Here is a 20205-nt window from a genome sequence, read left to right as displayed (position 1 = left end):
GGGATATACCGCCCTCAGATTCGCGGCGAGAACAGCTGACGCCCAGCGTCACAGATCGACGTCGGTTTCCACTCTCCCCGACGACTCCTGATGTCGCCGCCGGACCGAGACCATCGATAAAGCACTACATCGACGACAACAACAACCGTCCCCTCGTCTTCTCTGGTCGCAGGCGACGGTGCGGGTCGTGACGGGTGATGTCAAGGCTCGAACCGTGGTTCGCCCGCACGCGGCGCTGGCGTTGACATCACCCGTCACAACTCAGCTTGGAGTTCTTGCATCCAGGAGAAGAACAGTGCCATATAGGCGCTTCGTCATGCTCGGCGGGATCGACTACTCGTGGTTTACCGCAGCAACATCGCGATGTCAGCCAGCACGGTGGGGTTGGTGACGGCAACCGATACCTGTTGGCGTTCGCACGATTCCGTGAGCCATTCGGTGAACTCTTCACGGCTGTACGATCTTTCGTCTCGGACATTCTTGGCGGTGTGGGGTTGTGGGCTAACCATCGAGCACCTCGACAGGAGCGCCACGGCGGGGCTGTCTTGCCTCGCGCGCGGTATGACGCTGCTGGATGCGGCGTAGTGAGGCGCTGATGATCAGTGTGCGTTCGCCGAGGCTCGCGTGCCCCGCGCGGTCGAATTCCCACGCGACCAGATCGTCATCGTCAACAGCGCCGCTGGAACCCCTATACGGTCTCTGATCAGGGTGTTGTGCAGTGCTCTTCGATTGTTGTTCGCGGGTCCAGGTGGCGCGCCGTTGCCGTAGGGCGGTCATGGTGGTGGAGTAGCGGCGGGACTTGGAGGTGATGTGACCGCGGAACCCGAGAGTGTGCAGCCACCGTCTGATCCCGCTGAGTCCTTTGTCGGCGAGCGCGCTGATGGTGGTCAGGATGGCACGCACATGCTCGGACACGTCCAGGTCGCCGATCGCTTCGGTGGAGAGGCGTCGTGCGCTGATTCCGAGGTCGGCCAGGGACTTGGTGACGTACTTGGCGAGATAGCGCGCCACCCGCCTCCCTGACAGTGACCCGGCGATACCTGAATTCTGCTCAGCCGAACCCGTTTTCTCGGGAGCCGAGGATGCGGTGAGGGGTTGGGTGTCGATCTGCGTACCGAACCTGATCCTCCGCACGGCGCTGTCGGTGGTGGGATCGGTCAGGGCGAGCGTCACGGTGCGGGCCGCGTGCTCGATGATGGCGGCAAGTTTGGTTGCACTGGTGGGTGATTCCCAATCGGTCTGATCCGGGTCGTCACCGTTCTCGTGCGGATCGAGGCGGATCAGGGCGTGGATGTGCGGGATGGCGCGGACTTGCAGTTCAATGATTTTGATGAAGCTGACCCGCACCCCGTCCGGATCCACACCTGTGGCTTTCAGTTCTTTGTGTAGGGCGCGTCGCAGGGTGATGGTGAAGCGGCGCCACAGTTCAGGTAGGTGCCAGGTGAACAGCACATGCCCGACGTAGTCGTAGCACTCGCTACAGAGCGGCTGACCGACACGGCCTTCGCCATGATCATGGACGGTGCTGCACCACAACGGTTTTCCATGAGGGCAGCGGCGATAGCCACCGATGCGGTGATGATCCCGACACATGCCGCGCTTGCCGTCGCCACCGCGCGTGGCCGCATGAACGGCCCCGTAGCTGGGGGCGGTAAGGGTGAGGAACACTTGCGGCCGGTCGGCCACCGTGATGGGCATGCCGTGATGCCCGCCCGCGGCGCCGGCATGGACGAGTTGCCAGGTGTCGCGAGCGTAGAGGTCCGAGCAGGAGGGGCAGATGTGGGCGCGGCGATTATTGCACCGCGTCCACACCACCCGATCCCGCCTGTATTCATCGGCACCGACGAGTTGGATGGGGTGGGCGCAGAATCCAACTGATTCGGCTCGCCGCCACCATGATTCGAACCCCATCGAAGATGCTCGGCGCACCATCTGCTCGACCACCTTCGCCGTGTCGACCGTGTCCGGCACCCCGGGCAGGGCGAGCTGGCCCAGGTAATCAACGCTGTTCACTGTTGCCCTCACCCGAAGTGTGGCCGGCATCGGTGGCGCGTGGCCGGCGGGTGCTGCTTGCTCGGCTGGTGGGGCGGCGGAAGCGGCGCGCGAGGGTGGTGATGTCGTGGTCGGTGACGTGGAAGGCCCGCACCCGCTGCGGCTGAGCGGTGCCGTCGATCAGCATGTACCCGACACCCGGGGCGGTGTCGGGGATCCGGTCGCATTCCGCCCCGGCGTCACGGGCTCCTTGCCCGAGGACCATGGTGGTTTGGGTGGCTTCGGTCAGCCGCAACCCGATCCGCACGGTGAACAGCTGCCGCACCGGCAGGGTGTCTTTGGCCGGGTCTTGCACCGCGGCCACCACACTGATCCCCACTGCGCGGCCTTGGGAGAGCAGCAGGCCGAGGAGTTGTTCAATTTCGGTGCGGACCTTGCGGTCGGTCACATACGCAGTCAACGCGGCGATCTCATCGATCACCACTACAAACAACGGCTCAGCCGATGTCGGGGTGTGTAGCCGGGTGTGGCCACGCAGCCGGTTGGCCCGTGCGTGCATCACCGTCACGAGTTGGCGGAGGAGTTCCAGGGTGGTGTCGGTGGCGTCGTGGGTGAACACCGTGAACATCGGTGCCCCGGAGCCCAGTTCCATGCCGCCTTTGGGATCGATGACACACAACCGCACCAGCCCGGTTTTCACCGCTGGGGCGATCCCGGCAATCAGCGACCACAACACCGAGCCTTTCCCGGCGCCGGTGGCTCCCGCGATCAGCACATGATGGCCGAGCAGCGGTAGCTGCCAGCTGTGGCGGGTTTCGGTGATCCCCACCGGCACGGCCCCCAGATCCACCGGGGTCACCGCGGTGGGTATCGGCAGACCAATGGGTTCGGCGAGCACATCCCCGCGCATCAACGTGATCTTCAGTTCGCCGGGGGCGGTCGCGCGGATGGTGATCCGGTCGGCGCGCCACGCGGCGGCCAACGCATCGGATTGCTTGTGCCAGTCGGCCGTCGATTGGCCGGTGACGATCCGCACCGCCAACACATCGGTGGTTCTGCCGATGCGCACGTAGCGCAGTGTGGGTGTGAGGGTGCGTTCGCCGAGGCGGGCGGCCAGGCCGTGCAGGGTGCATGTCGATTCCCAGCTGCGGGTGTAGCGCGACCAGGTCAGCCACCGTCGGCGTACCGGTTCGGTCACCCAGCCGCGAAACGAGCCTCGATCGAGCCACGCCCAGCCTGCATACGCGACGCTCAGTGCGAGCGCGCAGACTAGGCCCGCACGCGGGCCATGGGTGATGCCGAGTGCGAGGCTGGCGATGATGGGGAGGCTGATGGCCGGGAACAGCGCCGCCCACCACAGCAGATATCCGGCCGCGGTGAACAGAGACATGACCAGATCCCCGAACCAGTCATCATCATTATTCTGCTCAGTGTTGTTGGTGTTCCTATTGTTTAATGCCATGTCAGGTGCCCTTCGCGAGCGAAATGGTCGGCAGGAGTTCCCCGGGGGTGGGGCGCGACGATCTGCTCAACGCGCGCCCCAACCCGCTCAGCGGTTATTTCTGCGGACGGGCCTGCTCACTCGACCCAGCACCGTTCGGGGTGGTGGGGCTGATCGCGTCGGCTCGGAACGCCACACCACTGCGATCGCCTTGTGCCCATGGGATGGCCACCAACCCCGACACTGAGACTGGTTGCGTGACTGTCACTTTCGGGTCACCTGCGACGGTGACGTTGAGGACTTCACCGCCGGTGTCATCCAACGCCAGCACCTGGGTGGCAAACAGCGGCACCCCGGTGGCGGTGTCGACTTTCGGGCTGCCGGTCTCGAAGTTCAGCCTTGGCTCAGCCGCACGGGTGACGATGAACCGGGTTCCTGACGTATCGATTCTCAAACGCATTGTCCTACTGGTCCTTTCATGATCTGCTTGCACCCGTTTCGAATGCTGGGCACAGTTCACGTGGACACCGGGGACGTAGCGAGGGACATTTACAGGCATTGCCGACACGGCCTCGGACGTTTCAGACACGACCGAGACACACCAGCGGACGTCGCACGGGCATTACCGTCACGGAGTGGCGACGGACCCATGGCAAACTAGGAACCACGCGTAGAGGATGGACAGAATCGACACGGGAAGATGTGCGCTGACACGATGGACGATCACGACGATGCTGAGGCCGTGACGATCCCCAACGAGCGCCTCGCACAGCGGCTACGGGCCAAGGGCCTATCCCACGCACGGTTCGCCACTGCCGTGGGTGTGGATATCAAGACAGTGCGACGCTGGCTGGCCGACAGTGACTACAAGGTCCGAGAACACAACGCCCACCGGGCCGCCGATGTGCTCGACTGCACCCCGTACGACCTGTGGCCCAACCAATACCCGCCCTCCACTGCGCACCCACTGGCGACAACGTCATCGGGTGGGCCGTTCACCGCGACGCTGTATGCCAGCCGCACCCAGCTACCGATCACCGCATGGCAGCAGCATTTCGCCGACGCCACCACCAGCATCGACATCCTCGTCCTGGCCGCCACGTTCCTCTTCGACACCCTCGACGGATTCCTCGACACCCTCCTCGACGCCGCCGCCCGCGGCGTTGCAGTGCGATTTCTCGTTGGTAACCCCGACACCGCCACCACGATCCTGCGCGGTCAAGACGAGGGGATCGGTGAAGCCGTCATCGCCCGATGCCGCACCTCCGTCGAACTGCTCACCCCCCACGCCGGCACCCCAGGACTGAACATCCGCACCCACGACACCACGCTCTACACGTCGATCTTCCGCGTCGACGATGCGATGATCGTCAACTTCCACATCTACGGCTCACCCGGACGCAACAACCCCGTCCTCGTGCTATCGCGCCACCACGAACCCCGCCTCTGGGCCACCCTCGAACAGGCCTTCACCCAGGTATGGGACAACGCCACACCCCTGACCGCGAAAGGCTGAACCCATCGATGCGCACCGACTACTACAACGACCCCAACGCCCCGCAGCCCAACAGTGTCGTCCCCTCGGCTTCGGCCATCGTCACTGACGAACAGGGACGCATCCTGCTCATCAAACGCCGCGACAACACCCTGTGGGCGCTACCCGGCGGTGGACACGACATCGGCGAAACCATCGCCGATACCGCGGTACGCGAGGTCAAAGAAGAAACCGGGCTTGACGTCGAAGTCACCGGACTGGTCGGTGTCTACACCAACCCGCAGCACGTGGTCGCGTTCTCCGATGGTGAAGTCCGCCAACAGTTCTCGCTGTCCTTCACCACCAAGGTGCTCGGCGGAACCCTGGCGATCGACGATGAAAGCACCGAAATCGCCTGGACCCATCCCGACGACATGACCGGCCTGGACATGCACCCATCGATGCGGCTGCGCATCGACCACTACCTGCAACACCGCGACGCTCCCTACCTCGGCTGATCCGCGAGCAGTAAGGGCGGCTACTTCCAGGCGCGTACCCGTCCTACTGTCGCCAGCAACTCGTCGCGACCTGCGTCGACCGCCCGGTGCACCGGATCCTCGGGCCCGTAGCGCGCTAACACGTCGCTCAGGCGATCCTGCGGAGGTATCGGTAACCCGTCAGGTCCGGTCGTGAGATCGCAAAAGGTCAACGCATCCAGAACATCGCTGGGTGGATCGCCGAACGCCGATAAACCCGACACGCCTCGCTCAGCAGCCTCCGCGAGCGCACCGGTGTGAAACGCCACCAACGACGCGACCAATTCCCCAAAACCCGCCCACCGGGCAAACTTCGCGCCGTCGAGAGGATGAAACTCGGTTTGGCGCACCGACGGTGCGTAGCCGATATCGTGCAGCCACGCCGCCGCCACCAAGCAGTCCGCTGTGTCCGCATCGAAACGTCGACTCAACCGCTCGGCAGCCGCCGCGACACCCCGCACATGCGCCAACCGCGGCAACCCAGCCAGCCGTGCCTCCGCCTCTCGCCGTGCACGCTGCGTCAGAACCCCGCTCACAACCGCCAGCCTACGAGTCCCACCGCCACTGTGCAGGCCCATAGCTGATGGCCGTTGCAGCATTCGTCTCCGAAGCCCGTAGAAATCCGGCGGCTACCTGCGGGCTTCGCTACGCTCGCTCTGCTCCCGTCCGCTGGCGCTCCCGTCCGCGCCGCTCCCTACGCTTCGCCCTCCGTCCGCCGCCAACACCAGCCCGCGCAGACATCCAGTGCCCGCATCTCAATGCCCACCACACCCTGGCAGCACGACCAGCCTCACTGTCCTCGCCCCCGCCGCATCGAGACGCCGCGCGCAGCAGGCGCGACCGATGCCCGCCTGACCGCCTTGACCTGCGGTGTGATAACTTTCCTTACTGCTATCAAGGACGAGACCACGCGGCGCATCGTCCGGCCGAACTGTACATGTATTTCACCAAATCGTTCGAGAGCGCAGGCCTGCCGAAATGTAGGCAATTCGGCTCGCACCCGATTGGGAATCCCGGTCAATAGAGGTATGACGGGTATGGCTGAGCCGTCGGTAGCGCCATCGCTATACCGGTAGGTACAGTCGCTGAGTGACCATGACCGCAGCCACGGTTTCGGAAGACGAGGGCGCTTTGGTCGCTGCACTTCGCGCCGGCGACCATCGAGCTTTTGCTCGGTTGGTCGATCGTCACACTCCGGCGATGCTGCGGGTGGCACGTGGCTACGTGCCGAGTGAGCAGCATGCCGAGGACGTCGTGCAGGAGACGTGGATCGCGCTCCTCAAGGGCTTGGACAGATTCGAGGGACGGTCGTCCCTACGTACTTGGCTTTTTACGGTTCTTGTCAATATCGCCAAGACTAGAGGGCTCAAGGAACGCAGGCACGTCGACACTCAGATCAAAGCGTTCACCGGCGGCACAGTTGACCCCGAGCGGTTCCGTGCTGCTGGCGACGAGCTACCCGGGCACTGGAAGGCGGAGGAGACACCGACTCCTTTCCCGGACACCCCTGAGGGCTCGGCTCTCAGCAGAGAACTCACCGACGTCGCCAAGCGCAATCTCGATACCTTGCCTGAGCGTCAGCGCATTGTCGTGACGATGCGCGACATGCTCGGTCTCGATTCCGATGAGGTCTGTGCACTACTCGAGATCAGCGCTGCGAACCAGCGGGTATTGCTTCATCGTGGCCGTGCGGTCATTCGAGAGGCTCTCGAAAATTACCTGAAAGATGCGTCGTGAACCCACTCGATTGCAACGAGCTCGTCGAAATTGTCACTGCCTATCTGGACGGCTCACTCGACCTCGAAACGCGGGCGCGCTTCGACGAGCACCTGCTCGAATGCGACGGATGCGATAACTACCTGCAGCAGTTTCGGGTCACTATCAGCACGGTCGGCCGGATCCGTGAAAGCGAGTTGGCACCGGAATTCCGCGCGCAACTACTTGAGGCTTTCAAGGATTGGCGGTGACGCCCTTTTACAACCACAGAGTGCCACCTGCGGGCCAAATGAAGCAGTCCCGGCGCCTGGCAAGCACGCGCGATCGTGCGGGGATGGCGCCACAGTTGTTGGTAGGCGCTATTTGACTCGGGCATCGGCTTGCGAAGGTCGCAGCGGGCTTCGTCCCGAGTAACTTGACCAAACCTATTCGTGCGCAACTATTTGCATGCTTACGCTCTTGGTCAGCGGCATTGGTGTATGGTGAGCCTCCCCGGTTTCAGTGGACACCCGAGATAGCGGGGCACGGGGTTCCGCTGGGAGGATGTGGGTATGTCCAGGACTCGTCGGTCGTTCACGGCGGAGTTCAAGGCTCAGGCCGCTCGGCGGGCGATTGATGGTGGCCCAGCCGGTCGCCGAGATCGGCCGGGAGCTCAATGTTCACGAGCACCTGTTACGTAAATGGGTGGCGGCCGAAAGGCTCCGGGACGGCGCTGCCACCGATGCGCACAGGGTTCCACCGGATGGTGGCTGACCGCGATCGAGCGTGCCGAGTTGGCACCCGGTTCCGTACGGGGATCGCCGAGAAGGAACGCGATATCGCGTTCGTGAGAAAAGTATCGGCGTACTTTGCGGCACAGCAACGCAGTCGTTTCGAGCTCATCGCCGCGGGGTTCGGGCTACCTGTGGGCGGTTCCGGCGCACCACGGTGCCCGGTCGGATGCGCATTCGCGCAAACTATCCTGTCACCACTTCTGTACCGGACATTAATCCGCACGACGCCAACGGGACGCAATGGGCTCATGCGATGAAGCGTTCGCGGCCCATGATCCGCGCTTCGGGCTCGTGGGTGACTCAGCGGTCGCCGATGATGGAGGATGCTGGTGAAAGCTGGGAATGATTACTGTCACGGAGTCGCCCGGTGGTGCGAATGTCCACTTCGGAGCGGAGAGTGCGGTGCACTGGACACCTGCTGGCGATCTCCATGAGCCTGTCGCGTTGGATGGCGCTCAGTGGTCCCTGCAACATAATGTGACGTTCAATGCGATCGATGAACCCTTTCGTTTTGTCGAGCTCGGCACAGTCCTGCGCGTGGACACGGGAATGGCGGGCATCGACAACCACGCTTTCCAGTGGCCATCGTTTGCGTTCGGCGTACATCCTGATCGTCATCGACGTACAGGCTCCCAACGCGGCGAGCAATAGGTCGTACGGGGTGGGGCCCATGTCGTCGCTGATCGGACGAGGTTCATCCGCAACAAGGCGGTGCGAGCCGACCGTGATGTCCTGGGTGAGACTTCCCGCATCACCCCGCTCTGCGACCCGTACGACACCGTCGTCACTAGGCGGAGGGCCGCTGCGAGTCAGAGCTGTGCTCGCATGGTGCTTCAGGTAACGGCCAGCCCAGGCAGCTATCACAGTAGCGGCGTACTCGGCGTCGTCGCGGCAGCTGAGCAGATGATCAGCGCCGTCAAGTGCGACAAAGGATTTAGGGTGCCGCGCGATGTCGAAGATCTCTCGGGCATTGTCGACTGAGACCACCTGGTCGGTCGGCGAGTGCAACACTAGGAGTGCAGCGTCGGCCGCTCGGATACGTTCCCGCTGGGGCTGTGCTGCGATGTCGTCGAGGAACTGCCGCTGCAGACGGAACTCGCGACCGGCGATAGATATAGTCGCCTCACCTGCCGCGATGTCGTCGCGTGACTGGCGCAGCAGGCCCGCTACGTGACCGGGATCTGCCGGTGTACCAATAACGGCAATGGCATTGACATCATTGATTCGCGACGCCGCCGCAAGCACCGCAGCCCCACCGAGGGAGTGCCCAATCAGCATCGTTGGCGCACCGTGGCTCGCTCGCATGAAGTCGGCTGCACACACCAAGTCATCGACATTGGAACTGAATCCTGTCGCGGCGAAGTCGCCCTCGGAGTCCCCCAACCCCGTGAAGTCGAAGCGTAGGACGCCGATACCACTGCCGGTGAGGGCACGAGAGATTCGCGCCGCAGCCGAGTTGTCTTTTCCACAGGTAAAGCAGTGCGCGAATACCGCCCACGTCGTGGGCGGCTGTTCTGGAGTCTCCAGCCGCCCAGACAGCGAACCGCTACTGCCAGCGAACGTCACGCGTTCTGAATTGCTCATCGGGACGACCTCCTCATCGCTAGAACTGGCCGGATGTGTCAGTCCGCCCGCGGTGTCCAGTTCGCGGTGGGCGGGGTCGTAAGCCCGACGAACGCAATACTTGTCCTTCCACTCGGGATCGGCTTGCCAGCAGACCCTGCACACACGGTGCTCCAGCGCGAGCATCGCCACGCTGAACCCTATAGCACTCTGCGGGACGGCCGAGACTTGTAACGCTTGACCGTCGTCCGCACACTCATTGGTCGCACGTGATAGTACGAAGAAAACCTTGGCCGCGGCACACAATCCGGTCGACCATAAGAAAGCAGGATGAACGATGGCTGTCCAACTGTCCGAGGCACGCGTTCTCATCACCGGCGGAACTAGCGGAATCGGGCGGGCTGTTGCCGTCTCTCTGGCTAGTCACGGTGCCGTAGTGGCAGTGTCAGGCCGGAACGCGGAGCGTGGGCAACAGGTAGTAGGAGAGATCGAGTCCACGGGCGGCAAGGCCGAGTTTCTCAGCAGTGACCTGCACGACGCCGAATCCGCGAGGCTGCTCGCTGCTGAGGCTGTTACAAGGCTCGGCCATATCGACGTGCTGGTGAACAACGCCGGCGTCTATCCGTTCGGACCAACCGAATCGATGACCGAAGAAGATTTCACCGCGGTGTTCAATCTCAACGTTCGCGTTCCGTTCTTCTTGGTAGCCGAACTAGCCCCCAAGATGGCCGAACGCGGCAATGGCGTGATCGTCAATGTCACTACGATGGTCGCCGAGTACGGAAACGTCGGAACCAGTCTGTACGGCGCCAGCAAAGCTGCGGTCGTATCCCTCACCAAAACGTGGGCAGCCGAGTACGGACCGCGGGGCATACGGGTCAACGCGGTCAGTCCAGGACCGACATTCACCGAAGGCACCGCAGCTATGGGTGAGGGGCTTCGCAGGCTGGTTGGCCCTGCTCCCGCGGGCCGTCCCGCGCAGGCTGAAGAAATCGCCAACTCGATTGTGTTCTTGGCGAGCGACCAAGCCAGCTACATCCACGGGGTCACCCTCGCTGTAGATGGCGGCCGCACCGCCGTCTGAACACCAGCTAACCGCACAGTCCATGCTGCCATCAATTCCGATCACACGGGAGCCGAATGCAGCGTGCATCGATTAATAAGTGTCCTGCTCATCCCATTGAAATATGAGGTATATCAATATGTCTAGCCGTCGGAACCTGCCTATTCGCGTCGGTGTGCAGCTGTGGCCAGGAGACACCCCTGACTACCGCACATGGCGCGACGCAGTGATCACCGCTGAACAACTCGGCGTAGACGCAATCTTCGGCTACGACCATTTCCATAAACCCGCAACCGCCCCGACCTCCGACGGGTTGCCCGAGCTCCTACCCGTGCAGCCCGACGTCAATAATTTCGAAGGCTGGACGTCGCTGGCCTCATGGGGCGAGATCACCTCACGCGCCGAGATCGGCTTGCTCGTAACTGGTGTCGGTTACCGCAATCCGGATCTTCTCGCTGACATGGCCCGCACAGTCGATCACATCAGCGATGGCCGCCTGATTCTGGGGATTGGATCCGGTTGGTATGAAAAGGATTACGTCGTTTACGGTTACGAGTACGGTACCGTCAAGTCACGGATGGACCTATTTGAGAGCAGCCTGAAACGCATAAGCGAGCGGCTCGACAAACTGATACCGGCTCCGACACGCAGCATCCCGATTCTCATCGGCGGCATGGGGGTGCGCCGCACGCTGCCTTTGGTGGCACGGTACGCCGACATCTGGCATACGTTCGCCAGCCCCGCCGAGTACCGGCGTAAGAATGCACTGCTTGGCGAGTTGGCACAGGTAGTAGGGCGCGATGAGTCGGCGATTGAACGCGCAGTGCACTGGACAGGCCGCGCCGACGCCGACGCATTTGCGAGTATGGGGGTAACGTTCTTTACCACTGAAATCCACCCGGACGCAGACGGATTCGACTTTCGCGAACTCAAAGATATGATCCACTGGCGCGATACATACAGCTAGACTGGGTCAGCTCACCGCGACCCTCGCGGGCCGCCCGTGTCCGCGCTACCCAGCGTGCCCTCATACGCGCTCAGGTCACGAGCAACCTGGGCGATCCGGCTTACCCGTTTCTTCGACGATCTGGACCGCACCCTCACGGAACTCCTAGTCGTACTTCTTCCGTTTCTCTGGCATCTCGACCCCTATTGTCGATGCCTCCACGCTCTCGGGGAACTTCACCGAGCTAGTCCGCCGGCAATCTGGGCATCTACCCGGTCACCCTTCTCAGTGGACCAAGCAAAACGACATCGAACACCAAGTGCGCCAAGGTGTCCCGACGAGGAAGCCCCCGCACCAAGTCGGTCCCTGATACGGCTGACCGGCATCTACACTTGCCCGGACCAGAGTGGCTCCAACGTCCACTGCGGTGCGGTCACAGTCGATTATCTGGTCAGCCCCTGCTACAGCATCTCGTTCCAAATAAGTTGCAGGTCAATGCTATATGTCCAACACCGCAGCAGCGAAGGCTGTTGCACTGCTGCGCTGTCATCGACAGGGTCAGTCGCAGCATCGTCGGCTGACCGATAGCCTCGAAGGCGATTGCCACCTTGGTGGTCAAATCATTAGACATGGCCATCAGCGACGGCCGCCCAGCCTCAGGCATGTCCTTGCTGATCACGAAACACCTTCCACTTCACGGGTTTCGGATGAAAGATCCGGGTGGCTAGACTGGGTCTGTCGTTTGGATCGATTGGGATGACCTTGGCAGTCTCTTGGGCACGCTCAGCAGCCGAATGTGAATCCGCAGGGCACCATTGCCTTGACGGCTGGCTCAGCGAACGGCGTGCGAGGTTCAGAAGGAGCCGTCGTCTTGGTCGTCGTCTCGCCGAGTGTCATTCTGATGCTGGGCGATTCAGCTCCAGCATCGCTAGCAGAATCCTCAGCTGTCGCCGTTGCGGCGAATACTATCGCAGCGACGCACGCCGACCCGGCAAGTAGCAGCTGGGCGACTTTCGCTGGGCGCCGCGTCAGTTGCGGCCCTCGCAGATTAATTGCCGATCGGAGCGTCACTCCTACGATTCTAATCCAGATATCGCGATATCGCTATATCTAGGAAGGTGGTATTGGAGCGTCTTAGTCTCGATTTCCGTCCAAGGCGATGGTCGCCGGACTCCGGGTCGCAGTTGACGGGGTCAGGCTTGTGGGCGGGTCGCGGTTGCTGGTCTCGTGGCGCCGGGTGGGACGGGCTTCCCAGTGCCAGAGGGCCTTTCGGTTGATCGGTCATAGGCGGTCCAGTGTGAGCCGAAGGCGCCGCGGGGCGCTCTCAGCCGAACTGACGGTGGGCCAGCGGTTTGCTCATCGCTGACCAGGCCCGCTTGGATGGCGTGGCGGTGCGCGGGGTGGATGAGCACGTCTGGCGGCACGGGCCGTAAAGCCGCGTACACCGGTTACTGCCACACTCACAGCGCAGGCACCGTCGTACGGCTAGATGGCTATCAGTGCTGGTGCTCGTTGCGCGTTAGCCAAGCGGGCATGTCAACGATGGAGTCCAGAGTGGTTTCTGCGGGATGTGTCTGGGTAAGGTCGATTTGGTCGGCATACATGCCGGTGCGTACCTGGATTGTGTGTGCGCCTACCGCGTTTCCCATGGCAATATCGTTGGCGGGTTGGTCGCCGATCAGCCAGAGTGCGTTCGGCTTGACGGGCACGCTCGCTGCGGCGGATCGCAGAAATTCTGGTGATGGTTTGCCGAGGAGTTTGCTGGTGACGCCGGTGGCGTGCTCAAGCGCTGCCGTGATCGCACCGGTGTCGATATGGTTGCCGTCGGGGCGTTTTCGATACTTCCCTCTTTGGAGTGCTATAAGGGTCGCACCGCGCTCGAGAGCGCGAAACGCCAAGTCGAGTAGCTGATGCGTTAGCGTGTCGTGAGTGTTGCCGACGACGACATGGGTGATCGCACCGCCGGCGTGGCGGTAGGGGGCAAATGTCGGAAGCAAGGCGCTTGACACCACCGGCAATACGTTGATCCGGCCGCGCGTTGCTTCAAAGAGTTGCAGGGCAGCGGATACGGGGGTGAAAACTTCGCCGACACGAACGTCGAATCCGCGCTCGCGCAGTGTTTCTTGGAGGGTCTGTGGTGGCACAGTATCGGTGTTGGTGAGAAAACGGAGCGTGCAACCCATGTTTCGGAGTCTTGTCACAGCCTCAGGCGCGCCGGGAACGAGCTCGTCACCAACGTATAGCGTACCGTCCAGGTCGCTGAATACTACAGGCGTTGGCGTCATCGATACTCCGCGAAATGACTGACCTGCCGCATGTGCCGGATGTATCGAGAACGTTCGGGAAGAGCGATTGGGGCGGCGCCGATCTGTTTGTCAGAACTTGGTGACATAGTGGAGTTGCCTCTGTAACGGTATGGCGTTGACGTGGATGCCGGGCTGGGCTGCGCGAAGCGATATCAAGCCGTCTCAGTTAATGATGGTAGCCCCGCGTCCTTGCGTGTTCAGTTAAAAGTGAAATGACGGCTGTAGCTTTTACCACAGGCTATTACCTGGCTGGCTCGTGCTCAGTTGGTCAGCGAAGGAGAGCGCGCAGCGGTTAAATCAGCGCATTCAAGGCTTCCAGCAGCGACTCAATATTCTTTTCGTGCCGTTTGTAGTACGTCCAGGGCCCGATCCGTCGGGAGGTTACCAATTGCGCGCGTTGCAGAACTGCCATATATGACGACACTGTCGACTGTGATAAGCCGACATGCTTTTGAATGATACTCACGCACACGCCGACTTCTTGTGGATCGATATCCTGTTCGGGGAAATTTTTTCGCGGATCCTTGAGCCAACTGAGTATCGTTAATCGGGTAGGGTTATCGAGGGCTTTCAATGCCTCGTTGACATCAATACTTATTGAATTCTGGGAATTAGTACGTTCAGGTGAAGTGCTCAGCATTTTATGATCCCTTTCGTGGTCATGCTACGCGGGTGGGCCGCCGATCTGACGGATGTTGCACAGTAGTTAGTAAACGTGGGCCTACATCCAGTGGCGGCGTTGCTAGTTCGACACACCGGGAGCTGGAGAACGGACATGTTGCGGATCCTGTCGTGTATAGGGACTAGCGTACCTGCGAGTTTGTGCCGATGCGCTGGGTAGTTGGCCAGAACGCTGCGCGGCCCATCGGTGATCGTCGTCGGCGCATGTCGTACCTCGTTGGCGGCTTCGCGGTTGGGTCCGCATGAAACGTTTCTCGTAGGCGGTTCGGCTGGGCCGCGGAGCGTCCGAGGTGCGACTCGTCTTGCCGTGCAGCCTGATCGACTGCACGGCAAGACGTGGTTCGGTTACTAGCTACGGTAGGTGGGGTAATCGGTGTAGCCTTTCTCGGTGCCGCCGTACATGGTGCTCGGGTCCGGGGTGTTGAGCGGCCAGTCGTTGGCGATCCGTTCGGGCAGGTCTGGGTTGGCGATGAACGGTCGGCCGAAGGCGATCAAGTCGGCCCAGCCAGCCTCAATGGCACGGACTGCGCGTTCGGCGGTGTACTTGCCCGCCAGTAGGATGGTTCCGCTGAAGTTTTCGCGCACTGCGACACGGAAGCTTTCCGGCATTTCGGGAGCGTTGTCCCAGTCGGCCTCGGCCAACGACACGTATGCGATGCCAACCTCTTCGAGGATCTTTACCGCCTCGATGTAGGTCTCATGGGGGTCATCTTCGACAAGGCCAAGGTAGACACGGTCTTCGCCAGTGGTGGTGAACAATGGCGAAAACCGCACACCCAGACGGTCTTTACCGACGACGCCGGCAACTGCCTCGACCACCTCGCGCAGGAACCGGAGGCGATTCTGCAGGGAACCGCCGTATTCGTCGTTGCGGTGGTTGGTATGGGTGGACATGAACTGGTTGACCAAGTACCCGTTGGCTGAGTGGATTTCCACCCCGTCGAATCCGGCGTCGAGAGCATTGCGCGCGGCGTCGGCGTAGAGCTGCACGACGTCTTTGACCTCGCCGGTCGTCAGAGCCCGCGGCGGCGACGGCGGCGCCAGCGCTCCGGCTCCCGGGCCCGTTTCCACGAAAACCTTCACGGCGTCCGCGGTGATGGCCGACGGGGCGACCGGTGCGCCGGCGTCGGGCTGCAACGAGGTGTGCGACACCCGTCCCACATGCCAGAGCTGGTTGAAGATCACCCCACCGGCGGTGTGAACCGCATCGGTGACTTTGCGCCAACCCGCAACCTGTTCAAGGTTGTGGATCCCGGGTGTCCAGGCGTAGCCCTGCCCGCGCGGTTCGATCTGCGTACCTTCGGTCACCATGAACCCGGCACCACTGCGCTGCGTGTAGTAATCCGCCATGAGTTCGTTGGGTACGTTGCCGGGCTGCGAACTGCGCGAACGGGTCAACGGGGGAAGAACGATGCGATTCTTGACCTCATAGGGGCCGAGCTTGGTAGCGGTGAACAGCACTGAGTCTTTCATTTCTTTTCTTTCCGGTGTTGGTGTGATGGTTTCAATCTTGTGCAGCGATGGGATACGCGATTTAGAACAGTCCGCGCGGAGCTTCGTTCATGCTCACGTAGATGTTCTTCTTGTGGGTGTACGCGTCAAGCATGGATTTGTAGGCTTCGCGGCCCAGACCGGATTTCTTGTAGCCCCCGAAGGGTGCATGCGCAGGGATCTCATGGGCGGTGTTCACCCACATCCGACCGGTCTCCACCGCGCGTGCCACGCGAAGTGCACGGTTGATGTCTTGGGTCCACACTGTGCCGGCGAGTCCGTATTCTGAGTCGTTGGCCAAGGCGATAACTTCATCCTCGTCCTTGAATGGGATAACAACGAGAACGGGGCCAAAGATCTCTTCCGATGCAACGCGCATATCGTTGCGCACATCGACCAATATTGTCGGCTCGACAAAGAATCCGGAATCGTAGTCCCCGCCAGTGAGCCGGCGACCACCCGTCAAAACCGTGGCACCTTCAGCACGACCGGTTTCTACATAACCCAACACGCGCTCCAGCTGGGCTTTGCTGATCAACGAGCCCACCTGGGTGTCTGGTGAGAGGGGATCCCCCACGCGGGCCGTGGTGAACTTGGCTTTTAGTTCGTCGATAAAACGGTCGTAGATCGACTCGTGAATGAAGAGGCGAGCTCCGGATTCGCAGGCTTGGCCTTGATTCCATAGAATCGCCAGGGCTGCCCCCTCGACGGCCTTGTCCCAATTCGCGTCGGGGAAAACGATATTCGCCGATTTGCCGCCCAGCTCCAGCGTTGCTGGTACCAGTCTTTTGGCTGCGGCTTCGGCGACGGTGTAGCCGACTCGGGTGGAACCGGTGAATGCCAGCTTCTGTACCGTCGGGTGATCCAGCACGGCCTGGCCGGCAACCGGCCCTGTGCCGGTGACGATGTTGACGACACCGGGGGGAAGAACTTGCGCGAAAATCTTTGCCAGTTCGGAAATGCTGACCGGCGTCATCTCCGATGGCTTGATCACCACGGTGTTCCCTGTGGCGATTGCCGGGGCAATCTTCCAGGCTGCCATCAACAACGGAAAGTTCCAGGGGATCACCTGACCAACCACACCAAGCGGTTCGCTCAGCACGAGGCTGAGGGTCTGTTCATCAAGCACGGCCGCCTCGTCTGAGTGACTGCGAATCACTCCGGCGAAGTACCTGAAGTGATCAATGGCGATGGGCACGTCGAGAACGCGCGACTCGCGAATCGGCTTGCCCACATCCAGCGACTCCAGGACCGCGAAACGCTCGGCGTCAGCCTCCAGCAGGTCGGCGATCCTGTTCAACGCGTTCGCCCGTTCCGTCACCGTGGTCGCCCTCCAGCCCGCAAACGCACGCTGCGCCGCCTGGACCGCGCGATCGACATCAGCGGCTGTTCCACTAGGAATACGAGTCAGCACCTCACCCGTCGCGGGATTGATACTCTCGATCGTCTCCCCGGACTCCGCGTCCACCCATTGGTTGTCGATGAACATTCCGTAGCTGCGGTCCGGAGCATACTGGGACGTGGACATGGCGCGCTTCTCCTTCTGATTGGCGGGCGGGCCGGAAGTACAACCGGCTCAACCTCTTCCGTGATTTCGTTGTTCACCACCCCTGACGACGTGGTGCCACCAACCCTAACCTAGATATCGAGATACGTCAATATCCCAATAGCACGATATTCAGATGGGCGTAAAGGGGGTGTCTTCCTGCGCTAACACCGCCGGGTCGGCTGGTTGGTGGCCGTCGGTGCGTGACCGTGCTTGAGGTGCGCTCTGCTGCGCGGCTTAACTCGGACGATCCCCACTCAATAGGGACTCGCCGAACTGCGCAGGTTCGACCGTGCCATCCGGCCAGGAACCCGCAGTCGAATGAAATCGGCAACGATACGAAAACCGTGAACCACCCCAGGTTTGACGCGCATCAAACCCAATGCCGTTAACTTTGTAGGTGGATGAGTCGGATCTCGGGTGGCGCTCTGTGTCTGATGTTCCTGTGGTGTAGTGCTTTTCGTGGGAACTTGGTGGCGGCTGCTCGTTTGGTGACGCGGGGGTAGGTGCGGTGGCCACTTGATCGATTCTCGCGCAGCGTCTACTTCCTGGGCCGAGGTCTGCTGCAACGCCGCAAGCTTGCCGAGCATCGTCGACCTCGTCATGTGCACCATGCCTGTCAGCTCCGGTCGAAAAGTGAGCAGGTAGTTCCGGTTGAAAAGTGAGCACTTCACCTTTCGATTGGAGAGTGATCACTGTGGAGGATTGGGCGGAGATTCGCCGGCTGTATCGGTCGGAGAAGCTGTCGCAGGCTGCGATTGCGCAACATGGTCGGACCATCGCTCCTAGCCGTCGATAGCCTCTCAAGGTCGCCCAAAACTGGAGAGACCCAGCACTGTCTGGTGGCGGTCAGTGCGTTTAGGGTTGCGTTCATCGCCTTGCTCAAAGCAGATTGGTCGCCAAATCTGTTCGGCCGTTAGTTAGTCGCGACACAGCAAATCGGCACTACGAGGGCCGACAGACCACGCCGGCGTTTTCCCTGACCGCGCTGCGCTGCTAGGTTGCGTCCACGAAAGTGGTGTACGAGTCGGGCCGTGAGGTGAGGACCGGCGTGTCGTAGCCGGCTAGTAAAGGGTCATCGCGTGATTCTTCGAGAGACCGACCAAAGTCACTAGAGCAAAGGATCGACGCGATGACCGCTGCCCACGATATCGACCTACCCGCACTGTTGGCTGAGCGACTCACCACCACCCACCCTGATGTGTTGCGCGAACTGCTGGCTACCTTCATCCACACGCTGATGGGCGCCGAGGCTGACGCGCTATGCGGCGCGGCCTACGGTCAGCGCAGCAGCGAGCGGACTAACTCTCGTAACGGTTATCGGCATCGCCAGTTCGATACCCGGGCAGGCAGTTTGGATCTGGCGATTCCCAAGCTGCGCCAGGGGTCCTACTTCCCGGACTGGCTGCTGGAACGCCGCAAACGCGCCGAGCGGGCCCTGACAACTGTGGTGGCCACCTGCTATCTGCTCGGGGTCTCGACCCGGCGGATGGACAAGCTGGTCGAGACCCTCGGGATTACCGGCTTGTCGAAGTCGCAGGTGTCGGTGATGGCCAAAGAACTCGACACTGCCGTGGAGGCTTTCCGCACTCGGCCTCTTGATGCCGGCCCGTATACGTTCATGGCCGCCGACGCTTTGGTACTCAAGGTCCGCGAGGCCGGCCGCGTGGTCAACGTGCACGCGCTGATCGCGGTGGGCGTCAACGCTGAGGGCTACCGCGAAATCCTGGGCATCGACGTCACCACCGCCGAAGACGGTGCGGGCTGGTTGACGTTTCTGCGCTCGTTGACCGCGCGCGGCCTGTCTGGGGTGGCGCTGGTCACCAGCGACGCCCATGCTGGACTGCTCTCAGCGATTGGGGCCACCTTGCCCGGGGCGTCCTGGCAGCGCTGCCGCACCCATTACGCCACCAACCTGATGGCCATCACCCCAAGAGCTCCTGGCCCTGGGTCAAGACCCTGCTGCATTCGGTGTTCGATCAACCCGACGCCACTTCTGTTGCTGCACGATATGACCGGATCATCGACGCGCTTTCCGACAAGCTACCCAAGGTCGCTGATCACCTCGAAGCGGCCAGGTCCGACCTGCTGGCCTTCACGGCTTTTCCTAAGCAGATCTGGCGTCAGATCTGGTCCAACAACCCCCAGGAACGACTCAACAAAGAAATCCGCCGCCGCACCGATGTCGTCGGGATCTTCCCCGACCGCGATGCTCTAATCCGCCTCGTCGGCGCTGTGCTGGCCGAACAACACGACGAATGGGCCGAGTCACGGCGCTACCTGGGTCTCGACGTCCTCAGCAAATCCCGCCTGACCACCACCACACCAGCAGAACAGGAGGACAACCCCGCGGCACTAACCGCATAAGTCACGACATCGAAGAATCACACGACGACGTCGTACACCACGTCCCTGGACTTGACCCGCTGCTAAATGGTCCGTGCTTTGCTGGTCGATTGCGCCGACACGGGGCGGATAAGCCGACTTCTGGGGTTACCGCGACTAAAGGAACTTGGCGTCGACGACCGCAGCGCCGCGCGGAAGGGCGTGGGCACCCAAATGGTCGAGGGCGAGACCTCGCAATCCGCGTCGTCGGTCTCGACCCACAAGATCCCCGCAGGAACTATGACGTACGGCACACCCACCTAAACGGAAGCGCTGTAACGCTTTCCGAAGT

At 61.8% G+C, this 20205-nt stretch carries 16 protein-coding genes and 1 pseudogene; 7 read left to right on the top strand and 10 right to left on the bottom strand.

Annotated elements, in window-relative coordinates; translation table 11 throughout:
• Positions 1-344: 344 nt before the first annotated feature.
• The 4 genes from MKCMC460_RS10415 to MKCMC460_RS10400 form a co-directional block, all read right to left on the bottom strand.
• Positions 345-509 (bottom strand): hypothetical protein, encoded by a 165-nt coding sequence (locus MKCMC460_RS10415; RefSeq protein WP_023870421.1) that lies wholly within the window; start codon positions 507-509, stop codon positions 345-347.
• A complete protein-coding gene (locus tag MKCMC460_RS10410; RefSeq protein ID WP_095931933.1) occupies positions 502-2043 on the bottom strand; it encodes a replication initiator in 1542 nt (513 codons plus the stop codon). Before MKCMC460_RS10410 ends, MKCMC460_RS10415 begins: the two co-directional genes overlap by 8 nt.
• Positions 2000-3454: an FtsK/SpoIIIE domain-containing protein gene (locus MKCMC460_RS10405; protein ID WP_023870423.1), complete on the bottom strand. Its 1455-nt coding sequence runs from the start codon at positions 3452-3454 to the stop codon at positions 2000-2002. The genes MKCMC460_RS10410 and MKCMC460_RS10405 overlap by 44 nt, the downstream gene beginning before the upstream one ends.
• 94 nt (positions 3455-3548) lie before the next feature.
• Complete coding sequence (locus MKCMC460_RS10400; protein ID WP_023870424.1) at positions 3549-3893, bottom strand: hypothetical protein; 345 nt, start codon at positions 3891-3893, stop codon at positions 3549-3551.
• A 255-nt stretch (positions 3894-4148) separates the two neighbouring features.
• Here MKCMC460_RS10400 and MKCMC460_RS10395 point away from each other — a divergent pair, with 255 nt between their 5' ends.
• Positions 4149-4949 carry an XRE family transcriptional regulator gene (locus MKCMC460_RS10395; protein WP_023870425.1) on the top strand — a complete coding sequence of 267 codons (801 nt, stop codon included), beginning with the start codon at positions 4149-4151 and terminating at the stop codon, positions 4947-4949.
• An 8-nt stretch (positions 4950-4957) separates the two neighbouring features.
• Entirely contained in the window at positions 4958-5425 is a 468-nt protein-coding gene (locus MKCMC460_RS10390) for an NUDIX hydrolase (RefSeq protein WP_023870426.1), read from the top strand.
• 20 nt (positions 5426-5445) lie between these two features.
• On the opposite strand, the gene MKCMC460_RS10385 is transcribed toward MKCMC460_RS10390, so the two are convergent.
• Positions 5446-5979, bottom strand: coding sequence for an HD domain-containing protein (locus tag MKCMC460_RS10385; RefSeq protein ID WP_031354460.1), 534 nt, complete (start codon positions 5977-5979; stop codon positions 5446-5448).
• Positions 5980-6538: 559 nt separating this feature from the next.
• Between MKCMC460_RS10385 and MKCMC460_RS10380 the strand changes: the two genes are divergently transcribed.
• On the top strand, positions 6539-7180 hold the full coding sequence (locus MKCMC460_RS10380; RefSeq protein ID WP_031354461.1) for an RNA polymerase sigma factor: 642 nt from the start codon (positions 6539-6541) through the stop codon (positions 7178-7180).
• Entirely contained in the window at positions 7177-7410 is a 234-nt protein-coding gene (locus MKCMC460_RS10375; RefSeq protein WP_023870429.1) for a zf-HC2 domain-containing protein, read from the top strand. The genes MKCMC460_RS10380 and MKCMC460_RS10375 overlap by 4 nt, the downstream gene beginning before the upstream one ends.
• A gap of 822 nt (positions 7411-8232) precedes the next feature.
• On the opposite strand, the gene MKCMC460_RS10370 is transcribed toward MKCMC460_RS10375, so the two are convergent.
• Positions 8233-9681, bottom strand: coding sequence for a bifunctional alpha/beta hydrolase/OsmC family protein (locus MKCMC460_RS10370; RefSeq protein WP_225345739.1), 1449 nt, complete (start codon positions 9679-9681; stop codon positions 8233-8235).
• Positions 9682-9832: 151 nt separating this feature from the next.
• On the opposite strand from MKCMC460_RS10370, the gene MKCMC460_RS10365 reads away from it, so the two are divergent.
• Together MKCMC460_RS10365 and MKCMC460_RS10360 are read left to right on the top strand one after the other, a co-directional pair.
• Positions 9833-10579: an SDR family NAD(P)-dependent oxidoreductase gene (locus tag MKCMC460_RS10365; protein WP_023870431.1), complete on the top strand. Its 747-nt coding sequence runs from the start codon at positions 9833-9835 to the stop codon at positions 10577-10579.
• 118 nt (positions 10580-10697) lie between these two features.
• Positions 10698-11525: an LLM class F420-dependent oxidoreductase gene (locus MKCMC460_RS10360; RefSeq protein ID WP_033717695.1), complete on the top strand. Its 828-nt coding sequence runs from the start codon at positions 10698-10700 to the stop codon at positions 11523-11525.
• Between the two features lie 1475 nt (positions 11526-13000).
• Here the strand turns inward: MKCMC460_RS10360 and MKCMC460_RS10355 are convergent.
• The 4 genes from MKCMC460_RS10355 to MKCMC460_RS10340 form a co-directional block, all read right to left on the bottom strand.
• Positions 13001-13789, bottom strand: a complete 789-nt coding sequence (locus MKCMC460_RS10355) for an HAD-IIA family hydrolase (protein WP_031354504.1) — start codon at positions 13787-13789, stop codon at positions 13001-13003.
• Positions 13790-14102: 313 nt separating this feature from the next.
• Entirely contained in the window at positions 14103-14450 is a 348-nt protein-coding gene (locus MKCMC460_RS10350; protein ID WP_196760141.1) for a helix-turn-helix transcriptional regulator, read from the bottom strand.
• A gap of 389 nt (positions 14451-14839) precedes the next feature.
• The gene (locus MKCMC460_RS10345; protein ID WP_016343720.1) at positions 14840-15964 is read right to left on the bottom strand and encodes an alkene reductase; all 1125 of its coding nucleotides are present in this window, start codon (positions 15962-15964) and stop codon (positions 14840-14842) included.
• Positions 15965-16025: 61 nt separating this feature from the next.
• Positions 16026-17510 (bottom strand): aldehyde dehydrogenase family protein, encoded by a 1485-nt coding sequence (locus MKCMC460_RS10340; RefSeq protein WP_016343721.1) that lies wholly within the window; start codon positions 17508-17510, stop codon positions 16026-16028.
• Positions 17511-18660: 1150 nt separating this feature from the next.
• Here MKCMC460_RS10340 and MKCMC460_RS10330 point away from each other — a divergent pair.
• Positions 18661-19895, top strand: a pseudogene (locus MKCMC460_RS10330) (IS256-like element IS1512 family transposase).
• Positions 19896-20205: the final 310 nt, after the last annotated feature.

Origin of the sequence: Mycobacterium sp. 20KCMC460 (assembly GCF_022179425.1) — a bacterium.
Classification (GTDB): Bacteria; Actinomycetota; Actinomycetes; order Mycobacteriales; family Mycobacteriaceae; genus Mycobacterium; species Mycobacterium kiyosense.
Note: the sequence above shows the minus strand (reverse complement) of the source record. Positions and strands in the feature narration are given on the sequence as shown.